The organism is Actinoplanes sp. NBC_00393 (assembly GCF_036053395.1).
Lineage (GTDB): Bacteria > Actinomycetota > Actinomycetes > Mycobacteriales > Micromonosporaceae > Actinoplanes.
Genome location: NZ_CP107942.1, coordinates 556,568 through 570,524 on the forward strand (window position 1 = coordinate 556,568; position 13,957 = coordinate 570,524).

12 protein-coding genes are annotated in these 13,957 nt (G+C 70.2%); 6 read left to right on the forward strand and 6 right to left on the reverse strand.

All coding sequences use genetic code 11. The features are described from left to right. Window positions 1-4 precede the first annotated feature (4 nt). From OHA21_RS02505 to OHA21_RS02525, 5 genes are all read left to right on the forward strand, one after another. Window positions 5-868, forward strand: coding sequence for an ABC transporter permease (locus OHA21_RS02505; protein ID WP_328469688.1), 864 nt, complete (start codon window positions 5-7; stop codon window positions 866-868). After that, window positions 865-1,719 (forward strand): ABC transporter permease, encoded by an 855-nt coding sequence (locus OHA21_RS02510; RefSeq protein WP_328469690.1) that lies wholly within the window; start codon window positions 865-867, stop codon window positions 1,717-1,719. Before OHA21_RS02505 ends, OHA21_RS02510 begins: the two co-directional genes overlap by 4 nt. Before the next feature lie 2 nt (window positions 1,720-1,721). Beyond that, window positions 1,722-3,107 (forward strand): NAD(P)/FAD-dependent oxidoreductase, encoded by a 1,386-nt coding sequence (locus OHA21_RS02515; RefSeq protein WP_328469692.1) that lies wholly within the window; start codon window positions 1,722-1,724, stop codon window positions 3,105-3,107. A gap of 121 nt (window positions 3,108-3,228) precedes the next feature. Further along, complete coding sequence (locus tag OHA21_RS02520; protein ID WP_328469694.1) at window positions 3,229-4,611, forward strand: aspartate aminotransferase family protein; 1,383 nt, start codon at window positions 3,229-3,231, stop codon at window positions 4,609-4,611. An 81-nt stretch (window positions 4,612-4,692) separates the two neighbouring features. After that, complete coding sequence (locus tag OHA21_RS02525) at window positions 4,693-4,836, forward strand: hypothetical protein (protein ID WP_328469696.1); 144 nt, start codon at window positions 4,693-4,695, stop codon at window positions 4,834-4,836. Window positions 4,837-4,843: 7 nt separating this feature from the next. On the opposite strand, the gene OHA21_RS02530 is transcribed toward OHA21_RS02525, so the two are convergent. After that, a complete protein-coding gene (locus OHA21_RS02530; RefSeq protein ID WP_328469698.1) occupies window positions 4,844-6,892 on the reverse strand; it encodes a glycoside hydrolase family 3 protein in 2,049 nt (682 codons plus the stop codon). Between the two features lie 733 nt (window positions 6,893-7,625). Between OHA21_RS02530 and OHA21_RS02535 the strand changes: the two genes are divergently transcribed. Then, window positions 7,626-8,021, forward strand: coding sequence for a VOC family protein (locus OHA21_RS02535; protein WP_328469700.1), 396 nt, complete (start codon window positions 7,626-7,628; stop codon window positions 8,019-8,021). A gap of 135 nt (window positions 8,022-8,156) precedes the next feature. Here OHA21_RS02535 and OHA21_RS02540 read toward each other — a convergent pair whose 3' ends face one another. The 5 genes from OHA21_RS02540 to OHA21_RS02560 form a co-directional block, all read right to left on the reverse strand. Next, window positions 8,157-9,434 (reverse strand): NAD(P)/FAD-dependent oxidoreductase, encoded by a 1,278-nt coding sequence (locus OHA21_RS02540; RefSeq protein WP_328469702.1) that lies wholly within the window; start codon window positions 9,432-9,434, stop codon window positions 8,157-8,159. Beyond that, entirely contained in the window at window positions 9,435-9,890 is a 456-nt protein-coding gene (locus OHA21_RS02545) for an Lrp/AsnC family transcriptional regulator (protein ID WP_328469704.1), read from the reverse strand. Between the two features lie 22 nt (window positions 9,891-9,912). Then, complete coding sequence (gene gabT, locus OHA21_RS02550) at window positions 9,913-11,178, reverse strand: 4-aminobutyrate--2-oxoglutarate transaminase (RefSeq protein ID WP_328469706.1); 1,266 nt, start codon at window positions 11,176-11,178, stop codon at window positions 9,913-9,915. Then, entirely contained in the window at window positions 11,178-12,614 is a 1,437-nt protein-coding gene (locus OHA21_RS02555; RefSeq protein ID WP_328469708.1) for a gamma-aminobutyraldehyde dehydrogenase, read from the reverse strand. Before OHA21_RS02555 ends, gabT begins: the two co-directional genes overlap by 1 nt. A 91-nt stretch (window positions 12,615-12,705) precedes the next feature. Beyond that, window positions 12,706-13,911 carry a PP2C family protein-serine/threonine phosphatase gene (locus OHA21_RS02560; protein WP_328469710.1) on the reverse strand — a complete coding sequence of 402 codons (1,206 nt, stop codon included), beginning with the start codon at window positions 13,909-13,911 and terminating at the stop codon, window positions 12,706-12,708. Between the last annotated feature and the right edge of the window lie 46 nt (window positions 13,912-13,957).

The following is a 13,957-nucleotide window of genomic DNA, read 5'->3' on the forward strand; positions in this document are numbered from 1 at the left end:
TGCGATGAACCGGGTAAAACGTGCACTCGCGCCCTACCTGCTCGTGCTGCCGGGCGGGTTGTGGCTCCTGCTGTTCTTCGTGGTGCCGATGGCGACCATGCTGTCGTTGTCACTGCAGGAGGGCGACATCGTCAACGGGTACGTCTTCACAGGTCACTGGCAGACCTACGTGGAGGCGATCTCGGACTACCAGACCCAGTTGATCCGCTCGCTGGTGTACGGCGCCATCACCTCGGTCATCCTGATCGTGCTGGCGTTCCCGGTCGCGTACTGGATCGCCTTCTACGGCGGCAAGAAGAAGGCGATCTACCTCTTCCTGATCCTCCTGCCGTTCTTCGTGTCGTTCGTCCTGCGCACCATCTCGTGGCGGATGCTGCTGACCGACGACGGCGTACTGCTGCACCCGTTGAAGGAGGCCGGGCTGCTCTCGTCCGGCTTCCATCTCCTCGGCACCCCGACCGCGGTGATCGGTGGCCTGGTGTACAACTTCCTTCCGTTCATGGTGCTGCCGATCTACGTGGCCCTGGAGCGGATCGACCCGCGGGTGGTCGAGGCCGCCCGCGACCTGTACGCCTCACCGGCCACCGCGTTCCGCAAGGTGATCTTCCCGCTCGCGCTGCCCGGCGTCTTCGCCGGCGTGCTGATGACGTTCGTCCCGGCCAGCTCCGACTACGTGAACTCGGAGCTGCTCGGTGGCACCTCGACCACCATGATCGGGCAGGTCATCCAGAGCAAGTTCCTGCACACCTCCGACTATCCGACCGCCTCCGCGCTCGCCTTCTCCCTGATGGCAGTGCTCCTGCTCGGCGTCTTCGCCTACGCCCGGGCACTCGGCACCGAGGACGTGATGAAGGTGGCGGCCCGATGACCCAGACGCTCATCCCCGCACCGCCGGCTTCGGAGACCAGGCCGGCGCCCCGGCGCCGGTTCCGGATCGGCGGGGCCCGGGTCATGCACTTCTACACCTGGCTGCTGATCGCCTGGCTGGCGCTGCCGATCCTGGTGATGATCCTGTTCGGGTTCAACAACCCGTCCGGCCGATACAACCAGACCTGGCAGGGCCCGCCCACGCTGAAGTGGTACCGCGACCTGTTCGCGCTGCCCGACCTCACCGACGCCCTGATCGCGTCGCTGGTGGTGGCGGTGATCAGCTCGCTGGTCTCCGGCGCGCTGGGCACCGGCATCGGGTACGCCCTGGGCCGCTACCGGTTCCGCGGCGCCGGCGCCACCAACCTGGTCATGTTCGCCGCCATCTCCTCGCCGGAGCTGGTGATGGGCGCCTCGCTGCTCACCCTGTTCGTCTCGATGGGTGTCGGGCCCGGCTGGACCACTCTGACCATCGCGCACGTCATGTTCTCGATCGCCTTCGTCGCCACGGTGGTCCGGGCCCGGGTCGTCACCCTGGACCGCTCCATCGAGGAGGCCGCGGCCGACCTGGGCGCCAACGCCTGGACCACGTTCTGGAAGGTCACCTTCCCGATCCTGCTGCCGGCCATCTTCTCCGGCGTGATGCTGGCCTTCGCGCTCTCCATCGACGACTTCGTGATCAGCAACTTCACCGCGGGCAACGTGCAGACGTTCCCGTTGTGGATCTGGGGTTCCACCCGAGTCGGGCTCCCGCCGCAGGTCAACGTGATGGGTACGTTGATCTTCGCGGTCGGCGTGCTGATCGCGGTGATCGCGAACCTCCGTTCCCGCCCCCGCAAGCAACAGGACTGATCGTGCGGGCCCTCGCCGGCGCGGTGGGGGAGTCGTACTGGCTCGCCCAGGACGGCGCCCCACCGCCGGCACCCCCTCTGACCAGCACCATCTCTGCAGACCTGGCCGTGGTCGGGGCCGGCTACAGCGGCCTCTGGACCGCCCTGATCGCCAAGGAACGTGACCCCGCCCGCGAGGTGGTCGTCGTCGAGGCGAGCACCGCCGGGTGGGCCGCCTCCGGCCGCAACGGCGGCTTCTGCGCCGCCAGCCTCACCCACGGTTTCGACAACGGCATGAGCCGCTTCCCGGACGAGATGGACATCCTGGAGAAGCTGGGCCGGGCCAATCTGGACGCGATCGAGCAGGCGGTTCATCGGTACGGTATCGACTGCGACTTCCGGCGTACCGGCGAGCTGAACGTGGCCACCGAACCGTGGCAGCTCGACGAACTGGCCGAGTTCCACGCCGCGGCCACCGTGCGCGGGCTGGACGTCCGCTTCCTCGACCGGGACGCGGTCCGTGCCGAGATCGACTCGCCCACCTACCTGGGCGGCGTCTGGGAACCGGGCAGCACCGCGACCGTCGACCCGGCCCGCCTGGTCTGGGGCCTGCGCCGCGCCTGCCTCGAGCTCGGCGTCCGCCTCTACGAGAACACCCGGGTCGAGAAGATCACCAAGACGCCGGACGGGCTCGCCCTGCACACCGCTTCCGGACGGGTCGACGCGCACCGGGTGGCCCTCGCGACCGGCGCGCACAGCACCCTGCTGCGCCGGCTGAACCACTGGATCGTGCCGGTCTACGACTACGTCCTGATGACCGAGCCGCTCACCGACGAGCAGCTCAGGGCCATCGGCTGGCGCAATCGGCAGGGCGTCGGCGACGCCGGCAACCAGTTCCACTACTACCGGCTCACCGCCGACAACCGGATCCTCTGGGGCGGCTACGACGCGGTCTACTACAACGGCGGGAAGATCAAACCGTCGCGCGACCTGCGCGACGAAACATTCGGGAAGCTCGCCGAGCATTTCTTCACCACCTTCCCGCAACTGCGCGATGTGCGTTTCACCCACAAATGGGGCGGCGTCATCGACACCTGCAGCCGGTTCAGCGCCTTTTTCGGTACGGGTTACCGCGGCCGCCTCGCGTACGCGATCGGTTATACGGGTCTGGGTGTCGGCGCCACCCGCTTCGGCGCCGAGGTGATGCTCGACCTGCTCGGCGGCGAGCCGACCGCCTTGACCCGGCTGAAGATGGTTCGCAGCAAGCCGGTCCCGTTCCCCCCGGAGCCCCTGCGCTCCGCGGTCATCCAGCTCACCCGCTGGTCCATCGCCCGCGCCGACGCCAACGGAGGCCGGCGCAACCTGTGGCTCCGGCTGCTCGACGCGCTGGGCCTCGGCTTCGACTCCTGAGCCCCTGTCATGTCGCGTGTGCTCTGTTAACTTGCGCGGAAATAGTTGCTCGTGGGCTTGTGTGCAACGGATTCCGTGGGCAGGATCAGTGGCAACCGCAGAACTCGTAGGAGAGATATCCGTGACCGACCAACTGCCCGCCGACGTGGACGCACTCTCCGCGACCGCCCGTGACCACCTGTGGATGCACTTCACCCGTCTCTCGGCGTACCGGGACGCGCCGGTACCCGTGATCACCCGCGGTGACGGCTGCTACGTCTACGACTCCGCCGGCCGGCGTTACCTCGACGGGCTCTCCGCGCTGTTCGTCGTGCAGACCGGCCACGGCCGGCAGGAACTCGCCGAGGCGGCCGCCAAGCAGGCCAGCGAGCTGGCCTACTTCCCGATCTGGTCGTACGCGCACCCCAAGGCGATCGAGCTGGCCGGCCGGCTCGCCGAGATGGCCCCCGGCGACCTGAACCGGGTCTTCTTCACCACCGGCGGCTCCGAGGCCGTCGAGTCGGCGTGGAAGCTGGCCCGGTCGTTCTTCAAGCGCACCGGCAAGCCGCTCAAGACCAAGGTGATCTCCCGGTCGATCGCTTACCACGGCACCTCGATGGGCGCCCTGTCGATCACCGGCATCCCGGCGCTCAAGCAGGACTTCGAGCCGCTGGTCCCCTCGACACTCCGGGTGCCCAACACCAACTACTACCGTCGCCCGGACGAGTCGATGACGCCGGAGCAGTTCGGCATCTGGGCCGCCGACCGGATCGCCGAGGCCATCGAGTTCGAGGGCCCGGACACCGTCGCCGCCGTCTACCTCGAGCCGGTGCAGAACGCCGGTGGCTGCTTCCCGCCGCCGCCCGGATACTTCCAGCGGGTCCGCGAGATCTGCGACCGCTACGACGTGCTGCTCGTCTCCGACGAGGTGATCTGCGCGTTCGGCCGCCTCGGTGAATACTTCGGCGCCGACAAGTACGGCTACCAGCCCGACATCATCACCGTCGCCAAGGGCCTGACCTCCGGTTACGTCCCGCTGGGCGCGATGATCGCCTCCGAGCGCCTGGCCGAGCCGTTCCTGCAGGGCACCAACTGGTTTGCCCATGGCATCACCTACGGCGGCCACCCGGTCGGCTCCGCGGTGGCTCTGGCCAACCTGGACATCATGGAGCGGGAGAACCTCAACCAGCACGTCCGCGACAACAGCCCGCTGTTCCGGTCGTACCTGGAGAAGCTCCTCGACCTGCCGATCGTCGGCGACGTCCGCGGCGACGGCTACTTCTTCGGCATCGAGATGGTCAAGGACAAGGCCACCAAGGAGACGTTCAACGAGGAGGAGTCGGAGCGGCTGCTGCGCGGCTTCCTCTCCAGCGCCCTCTTCGACGCCGGCCTGTACTGCCGCGCCGACGACCGGGGCGACCCGGTCATCCAGCTGGCGCCGCCGCTGACCGCGACGGAGACCCAGTTCGCCGAGATCGAGCAGATCCTCCGCTCGGTGCTCACCGAGGCCCAGAACCGCCTCTGAGCAACGCCGTTTTCACGGCAGACGACAGGGCCGCTCCCGCAACCTGGGGGAGCGGCCCTGCCGCGCGTAGCGTCAGGCATCGTGAGCAAGCCGCTGCGCTGCCGGCTGGGCTGGCACAAGTGGACGAGACGCTTCACCGAGGACGGTGGGCGTTTCAAGGAGTGCACCCGCTGCCAGGCGGTCGAGACCCACACCCAGGCGCCGCCGGGTGGCGGCTTCGCCTGACCCGGGTTCAGATGCGGCGGAGCAGGGCGGCGGCCCGGGCGGGGTTGCCGGCCTCGTAGGCCAGGGCGGCCTGCGCGAACAACTTCTGCCATCCGGCCTTCGCCTTTCCGGCGGCGGCGCGGGCTTGCGCGGCCGTGAAGATGTCGTCGCCGGTTTGCAGGCCCCACCCGTACGGATAAAGGGGCTGATAGTCGGCATCGCCGACGTTGACCGGCACCTGGGTGACCGTGCCCGGCCAGCTCAGCGGCAGCCGTGCGGTGAAAGGCTTCCTGCCGAAGAGCACATCGGCGACCCCGGCGCCCTCGCTGCCCGGCAGCCACGACGCGACCAGCGCATCGATCTTGCCGAGCTGGTCGGTGACGACCTGCGGACGGCCGGAGACCAGCAGCACCACACATTTCGCCACCGCGTCGCAGACCTTGTCGATCACCGCCTTGTCGCCCGGCTGCAGGGTGAGCGACTTGGTCTCCTTCTGGTTCGCCGGGCACCACGGGCACACCGTGCCGCCCACGTCACCGAAGCCCTCCGCGTAGGGCGTCTCGCCGACCACGACCACCCCGACGTCGGTCGGGCTGATCGGCGCGGACGCATCGGCGCTGTAGGTGACGGACGCGACCTCTTCGATGCCGGCCAGCACGGTCGTGCCCGGGGTGATGTCGCCGGAGCGTCCCTGCCAGTCGATGGTCCAGCCGCCCGCCTGATTGCCGAGATCATCGGCGTTGCGCCCGGCCACGTATATCCGCGCATCCGCCCGCAACGGCAGCGTCGCGCCGGCATTCTTCAGCAGAACCTGCGAGCTTGCCACAGCCTCCCGGCCGATGGCGCGGTGCGCGGCGCTGCCCACCTCACTGCTTCCGGTGACGTACGGGTTCTCGAACAGCCCCAGATCGAACTTGACCTTGAGGATCCGCCGGACCGCGTCGTCGATCCGCCCGGTGCTCACCCTCCCGGCGTCCACCTCGGCTTTCAGCAGCTCCTGGAACTGCGGCGCGGTCTTCGGCTCCATGAACATGTCGATGCCGGCGTTCACCCCGAGCCGCACCTGCCCGGCCGTCGGTTCGGCGGCGCCGGCGGGCGCGTCCGGGTCAGGAATCTGGTGGATGCCCTCGAAGTCGCTGATCACGAACCCGTCGAAGCCCATCTCGCCTTTGAGCTTCCCGGTGATCAGTTCCTGGCTGGCGTGCATCTTGACGGGGTTGCCGGTGCCGTCCTCCGTCCAGTCCACACTGGAGTACGACGGCATCACGCTCCGCACGCCGTGCTTGCTGACCGCCGCGACGTACGGCGCCAGATCGATCCGGTCGAAGTCCTTCCGGCTGGTGACGGTCACCCCCTGGTCGATGGCGTAGTCGCTGTCCCCGGTGCCGTACTCGGTGTCGCCGTCCCCCGCGAAATGCTTCACCGTCGCCAGCACACCGGCGTCACGCAGCCCGTCGACCGCCGTAGACATCCGGGTGACCAGCGCCGGGTCCTCGCCGAAACTCTCCTTGGTCCGGCCCCAGCGCTCGTCCCGGCCGACACAGAGGCAGGGCGCGAAGTTCCACGGAATGCCGGTGGCCCGCATCTCCTCGCCGGTCGCCCGGTACACCCGCCGCACCAGCTCCGGGTCACGGCTCGCCCCGAGCCCGACGTTGTGCGGAAAGACCGTGGCGCCGTGCACATTGCCGTGCCCGTGCACCGCATCGATCCCGTAGATCAGCGGAATCCCGAGCGGCGTTTCGAGGGCGGCCCGCTGGAGTGCATTGACCTGCTTCACCCAGGCCTCGGGCGTGTTCGGGCTCGGCACCGAGCCGCCGCCGGACAGCACCGACCCGAGCCGCCATTCGGTGACCAGCTCCGGCTGATCGCCGACCACGTTGCGTTCGGCCTGCGTCATCTGCCCGATCTTGTCCGCCAGGGACATCCGCCCCATCAGGTCATCGAGCCGCTGCTCCACCGGCAGGCCGGCATTCCGGTACGGCGCCTCCGCGGCCGGCCTGGCACCCTCGCCCTCACCGTCTCCCTCTCCCTCGCTCGCGCCCACGCGCAGCGCAGCAAGCAGCCCGACCACGAGCACACCGACGACTCCAAACCCAGCGAAGTATCGCCAACGCGCCCGCATGCGGTCCCCCTTGCTCCTGTTCCCGGCCCCGCGAGTCTGCCGGACACGCTCCCATCCGTCACCTGCCCCCGTCTGCCCTGCCTCGACCCCGCTCCTCTCGGCCCTCTTTGCTCCCTTCCGCCCGTTCCCGCCCCGCCCTTTCCTGCCCAGCCCGGCCGCCCGCTCCGCCCGGCCCAGCCAGGCTCGGCACCGCCCAGCCCGGCCTATAGCCCAGCCCCCTCCGCCCGGCCCCCTCCGCCCGGCCCTGGTCCGCCCGGCTCTGCTCGACCTGCTCGGCCCGCCCGGCTCTGCTCGGTTCCGCATCCGCCCGCTCGACCCGCCCCGGCCCCGCCCGGCCCGCCCCGCCCGGCCCCCTCCGCCCGGCCCTGCTCAGCCCGCATCCGCCCGCCCCGCCGGGCCCGCCCGCCGGGCCCATCCCGCCAGGCCGGGCCTGCTCACCCCCACGCTGGCGATCTTGAGCCTTTGTCCCCACTCCGATGTGGCAAATTGCTCAAGATCGCGGAGGAGGGGGGTGGGGGAGCGCAACCCTCGGCGATCTTGGGCTTCCAGCCCCACTCCGGTGTGGTTATCTACCCAAGATTGCATTGGACGGGGATGCTTGACGATCTTGGCTCGCTTGCCCGGTTCTGGTGTGGTTTGTGCGCTCAGGATCTACGGGGCGAGGGTGGCGGGGATAGCATCACCGGCGTTGCCGGGACTTCGGGAGGCGGACGGGATGCTTCGCGGGATCAGCAAGGTTCGGGTCGGGGTGCGCGATCAGGAGCGCGCCAAGCGGTTCTGGACCGAGACGATCGGGTGCGATGTCGCTCAGGACGAGACGTACGGTGACGAGCGCTGGCTCGAGGTTCGCCTGCCGGACGGTGTGCTTCTCGTGCTGGAGAAGTCGGACGGGCCGGATCCGGCAGCTCCGCCCGGGCAGCCGAACACGCCGGTCTTCCTGGCCTGTGACGACGTGGACGCCACCTGGCGCGAGCTCGCCGCCCGCGGTGTGGAGTTCGTGCAGGAGCCGATCGACCTGCCGTTCGGCCGGTGGGCGCTGCTGCGTGACACCGAGGGCAACCGTTTCCCGCTACTGGCGTCTTGAACGCCAGGCCGCGCGGCAGCGGCGGTAGGGCTGCGCGGCAGCGGCGGTAGGGCTGCGCGGCAGCGGCGGTAGGGCTGCGCGGCAGCGGCGGTAGGGCTGCGCGGTGGCGGGCTGCCGGGCCGAGCGGCGGCGGTGTCAGGATGCGCGGCGGCGGTCCCAGGCGTCCAGCAGCGCGGTGGCCCGCAAGGCGGCGTTGATGCCCAGCCACCGAACCGGTTCCGGTTCCCAGCGGCGGGAGCGGTGGCCGACCCAGGGCAGTGCGGTCAGTTCCGTCTCCTGGGCCAGGATCAGGTCGGCCAAAGTGCGGCCGGCCAGGTTGGCGGCGGCGACGCCGTCGCCGACGTAGCCGCCGGCCCAGGCGATGCCGTCGCGCAGGCCGACCGAGGGCATCCAGTCGCGGGGGATGCCCAACGGGCCGCCCCAGCGGTACGCGATCGGCGGGTCGATGCCGAACAGTTCGGTGAGGGTCCGCCGGAGCGCGTCGAAGACTGAGGGGACCTGGTCGTATTCGGGCCGGATGCGGGACCCGAAATGGTAGGGCGCGCCACGCCCACCGAAGGCCAGGCGATCATCAACCGTCCGCTGGCCGTAGATGATCATCCGGCGTTCGTCGGTGAAGGTTTCGCGCCGGGCCAGGCCGACCCGCTCCCAGAACGAGGCCGGCAGCGGCTCGGTAGCGATCATGAGGGAGTAGACCGGGGCCAGATTCCGCCGGTGCCCGGCCAGACCCGCGGTGTAGCCCTCCAGCGCCCGCACCACAGTGGTGGCCCGGACCGTACCGTGATCGGTGACCACCTTGCCGCGTTCCAGATGCTTGACCCGGGTTCCTTCATGGATGGTGACGCCGAGCCGTTCGACGGTGGCCGCCAGCCCACGGACCAGCTTTGCCGGGTGCAGGGCGGCGCAGTGTTCACTGTAGAGACCGCCGAGCACACCGGTGGCGGCGCAGATCTCGCCGGCCTTCCCGGCGTCCACGAAACCGGGCGCCTTGCGGGCTCGCCGCAGCTGTGCCGGGCTGCGGACCAGCGAGATCGTCCCGCCTTTGGCGTAGTCGCAGTCGATGCCCTCGGCGGCCGCCGCCCGCCCCACCTCGTCGACCGATGCCTCCAGCGCGCGGTGCATGGCCGCCGCGCGCTGCGGGCCGTAGCGGCGGGACAGCTTGGCCTCGGAGGCGGGGAACAGCCCGGAGGCCCAGCCGCCGTTGCGGCCGGAGGCGCCGTATCCGCAGTACTCCGCCTCCAGCAGCACGATCCGCAGTTCGGGCGCGGCCTTGGCCAGGTAGTACGCCGTCCAGAGGCCGGTGTAGCCGCCGCCCACGATCGCGACGTCGGCGATCGTGTCACCGGGCAGCGGCGCGCGCCTCTCGATCGGGCCGAGCGAGTGCAACCAGAAGGAGGGCGCTGCGGTGCTCATCTATCTTGTTCCCCAGGCATAGGTTTGTTTGGCGAGCTTCAGGTACATGAAGGTGTCGGTGGCGGAGACGCCCTCGATCGCCCGGACCTTCTCGTTGAGCAGGTCCAGCAGGTGTTCGTCGTCGGTGCAGACCAGCTCGACGAGCAGGTCGTAGCGCCCGGCGCAGATCACCACGTAGTCCACCTCGGGGATCGCCGCGATCTCGTCGGCGATCGCCCGCAGGTCACCGTTGACGCGCAGGCCGACCATGGCCTGCCGGGCGAAGCCCAGGGTCAGCGGGTCGGTCACCGCGACGATCTGCATCAGGTCGTTGTCGAGCAGCCGCTGTACGCGTTGGCGTACCGCCGCCTCGGACAGCCCGATGGTCTTGGCCAATGTCGCGTACGACATCCGCCCGTCCCGCTGCAGGTGTTCGATGATCTGCTTGTTGATCTCATCCAGCGCCGTGTCGGTCACGCCGCGATTCTTCCCCAAGCGTTCACCGGAAGGCAGCACGGAGGATCGCAACGCCTCGATCGAGGTCCTCGTCGGAGATCACCAGCGGGGGCAGGAAACGCAGCACGTTCCCGTACGTCCCGCAGGTCAGGGTGAGCAGCCCCGCCTCGTGACAGGCCTTGGAGACCGCCGCGGTCCGGACCGGGTCCGGCTCGTCGGTGCCCGGCTTGACCAGTTCGATCGCGAGCATCGCGCCCCGGCCGCGGACCTCGGCGATGCCGGGGTCGGAGATGTCCGCCAGCGCCGGCTTCAGAATCGACTCGATGTGCCGCGCGGACGCGGCCAGGTCCAGCTCGCGCATGGTCTCGATGGCGGCCAGGGCCGCCGCACAAGCGACGGGATTGCCACCGTACGTGCCACCCAGCCCACCCACGTGCACCGCGTCCATGAGTTCGGCCCGCCCGACCACACCGGCGATCGGCAGGCCGCCGCCCATCCCCTTGGCCGTCGTGATCAGGTCGGGTTCCAGGCCTTCGTGCGACGAGGCGAACCACTGCCCGGTACGGCAGAACCCGGTCTGGATCTCGTCGGCGATGAAGACCGCCCCCGCCTCGGCCGTCCACGCGGCGATCGCCGGCAGGAAGCCGGGCGCGGGCACCACGAAGCCGCCTTCGCCCTGGATCGGCTCGATCAGCACGGCCGCCACGTTGCCGGCGCCCACCTGCTTCTCGATCACGTCGATCGCCCGGCGGGCCGCCTCGGCGCCGTCCAGCCCACCGTCGCGCAGCGGGTACGACATCGGCGCCCGGTACACCTCCGGGGCGAACGGCCCGAACCGGTGCTTGTACGGCATGTTCTTCGCGGTCAGCGCCATCGTCAGGTTGGTCCGGCCGTGGTACGCGTGGTCGAACACCACGACCGCCTGCCGCCCGGTCGCGTGCCGAGCGATCTTGACCGCGTTCTCCACCGCCTCGGCGCCGGAGTTGAACAGCGCCGCCCGCTTCTCGAAGCTGCCCGGGGTCAATTCGATCAGCTGCTCGCAGACCGACACATAGGACTCGTACGGCGCCACCATGAAGCAGGTGTGGGTGAACTTCTCCACCTGCTCGCGCACCGCCGCGACGACACGCGGCGCGGCGTTGCCGACGTTGGTGACCGCGATGCCGGAGGCGAAGTCGATCCACTCGCGGCCCTCGAGGTCGGTCAGCGTGCCGCCGCCGGCCTCGGCGATGTAGGACGAGATGGTCGAGCCGACGCCCCGCGCGACAGCTGCGACGCGCCGCTTGTGCAGTTCATCAGAGGAGGTCATCAGGCACCCACGTGGTGCATGACGTGCTTGATCCGGGTGTAGTCCTCCAGGCCGTACACCGAGAGGTCCTTGCCGTGCCCGGAGTGCTTGAACCCGCCGTGCGGCATCTCCGCGACCAGCGGGATGTGGCAGTTCACCCAGACGCAGCCGAAGTCCAGGCGCTGGGTCATCCGCATGGCCCGGCCGTGGTCCTTGGTCCAGACGCTGGAGGCGAGCGCGTACTCCACGCCGTTGGCGTAGCGGACGGCCTCGTCCTCGTCGCTGAACTTCTGCACGGTGATGACCGGGCCGAAGACCTCGTTCTGGATGATCTCGTCGTCCTGGCGCAGGCCGGCCACGACGGTGGGGGAGTAGAAGTAGCCGCGGTCGCCGACCCGGGCGCCGCCGGCCTCGAGCCGGGCGTGGTCCGGGAGCCGGTCGATGAACCCCGAGACCCGGGCCAGCTGGTTGGCGTTGTTGACCGGGCCGTAGAGCACGTCCTCGTCGTCCGGCGCGCCGGTCTTCGTGTTCCGGGCCTGCTCAGCGAGGGCCGCGACGAAGTCGTCGTAGATGCCGGGGGCGACGAGCACCCGGGTCGCGGCGGTGCAGTCCTGCCCGGCGTTGAAGTAGCCCGCCTCGGCGATCGCGGCGGCGGCCGCCTCCACGTCGGCGTCGTCGAAGACCACGACCGGGGCCTTGCCGCCGAGCTCCAGGTGGGTGCGCTTCAGGTCGGCGGCGGCGCTGCCGGCCACCTCCATGCCGGCCCGCACCGAACCGGTGATCGAGACCATCTGCGGCGTCTTGTGGGTGACCAGGGCGCGGCCGGTGTCCCGGTCGCCGAGGACCACGTTGAACAGGCCGGACGGCAGGAACTCGGCGGCGATCTCGGCGAGCAGGACGCTGGTGACCGGGGTGGTGTCGGACGGCTTGAGCACCACGGCGTTGCCCGCGGCGAGCGCCGGCGCGATCTTCCACATCGCCATCAGCAGCGGGTAGTTCCAGGGGGTGACCTGGGCGCAGACACCGATCGGCTCACGCCGTACATAACTCTCGTAGCCGTTCATGTACTGCCCGGCGGAGCGTCCCTCGAGCAGGCGCGCCGCACCGGCGAAGAAGCGCAGGTGGTCGATGGCCGGCGGCAGCTCCTCGCTGGCGGTCAGGCCGAGCGGCTTGCCGGTGTTCTGCGACTCGGCCTCGACCAGCTCGTCGGCACGGGCCTCGATGGCGTCGGCGAACTTCAGCAGCGCCCGCTGCCGGTCGCCGGGGGTGGTGTCGCGCCACTGCTCGAGGGCGGACGCCGCGGCGGTCATGGCCCGGTCCACGTCCTCGGCCCCGGAGACCGGGGCGGAGGCGAACACCTCGCCGGTCGACGGGTCGATCAGGTCCTCGTACCGCCCCTCGACGGGCGCGACCGCCTCGCCGCCCACGAAATTGTGCAGTACCGACTTGGCGGACATCCGGCCTCCATCTGTGGTATCCATGCCTGCGGCCCCATCTTTTCCGCTGAATCCGTGGCGAACAAGAGGGTTCAGAGAATTTTCCGCACACTCACGGACGGCGGCGAACGGCCAGGACGGCCACGTCGTCAGTCGGCTGCTCGACGCCCGCATCCGCCATGACGGTAGCGCAAACCGCCTCCGCGGGGGCCGGTCGTACCAGCTTGACCAGGCGATCCATGCCGACGTCGATGACCTCGCCGCGGCGTTCCACCAGACCGTCGGTGTAGCCGAGCAGCACCCCACCCGGCGCCAGGCCGAGGGTGCTGCTGCGCCGGGAGCGGACCGCGCGGCCGACCCCGAGCGGCGGGTCGACCGGGAACTCGGCCAGCCCGGCCGGGCGGCCGGGCTCGGCCAGGACCGGCCGCAGGTGCCCGGCCGAGGAGACCACGATCCGGCTCCGATCCGGGCTGATCATGGCGTACATCGCGGTGGTGAGGCTGCCGGCCTCGAAGTGGTTGACCTTGCGGTCCAACAGGGTGAGGGCTTCCGCCGGGTCGTCGCAGATCAGCGCGTACGCCCGGAGCGCGCTACGGACCCGCCCCATCACCACGGCGGAGGCGAGTCCGTGCCCGGAGACGTCGCCGATCACCATCCCGAGCCAGCCGGACGGCAGCCCGAAGACGTCGTACCAGTCGCCGCCGATGCCGAACGAGTGACCGGGCACGTACCGCGCGGCCAGCTCGACGCCCGGTGTCTCGGGCAGCCGGGCCGGCAGCAGGCTGCGCTGCAGCGCCAGGGCGGCGGCCTGGTCCATCTTGCCGGCGCGGATCCGGCCGGCCACCCCGGCGCGGTCGGCAACCAGCTCCAGCAGGCGGATGTCGTCGTCGCCGAAGTGGCGGCGGGACAGCGAGCCGACGTGCAGCACGCCGATCAGGTCACGGCCGGCCATGATCGGTACGCCCAGCAGCGACCGGATCCCCTTCTCCAGCAGGATCGGGTTGAGCACATCGGCGGGAGTGACGTCGGTGAGCCGGACCGGACGGCGGGTCGCGGCGATCCGGCCGGCGAAACCCCGGCCCACCGCGACCCGGAACCCGGCCCGGACCTCCTCCTCGAGGCCCTTCGCCGCGGTCGCCACCAGCTGCTGGGCGTGCAGGTCGAGCAGCAGCACGGCGGCGGTGTCGACGCCGAGCAGATCGCGCACCCGGTCCAGCAGCTCGTCCAGCAGATCGGAGACGTCGAGCCGGGACAACGTCGCATCAGTGACCGCTTCGAGCCGACGCAGCCGCTCGTCGTCATTGATGTGTCGGGGCACCGTTTCAGCCTAGTGTCCGCCAACCGCACCGGGGACGTCACCCCGT

Bases quoted from the DNA above. Each gene is read 5' to 3' on its own strand.
- OHA21_RS02505 (WP_328469688.1), top strand. From the start codon at position 5: ATGAACCGGGTAAAACGTGCACTCGCGCCCTACCTGCTCGTGCTGCCG.
- OHA21_RS02510 (WP_328469690.1), top strand. From the start codon at position 865: ATGACCCAGACGCTCATCCCCGCACCGCCGGCTTCGGAGACCAGGCCG.
- OHA21_RS02540 (WP_328469702.1), bottom strand. From the start codon at position 9,434: ATGAGCACCGCAGCGCCCTCCTTCTGGTTGCACTCGCTCGGCCCGATC.
- gabT (WP_328469706.1), bottom strand. From the start codon at position 11,178: ATGACCTCCTCTGATGAACTGCACAAGCGGCGCGTCGCAGCTGTCGCG.
- OHA21_RS02555 (WP_328469708.1), bottom strand. From the start codon at position 12,614: ATGTCCGCCAAGTCGGTACTGCACAATTTCGTGGGCGGCGAGGCGGTC.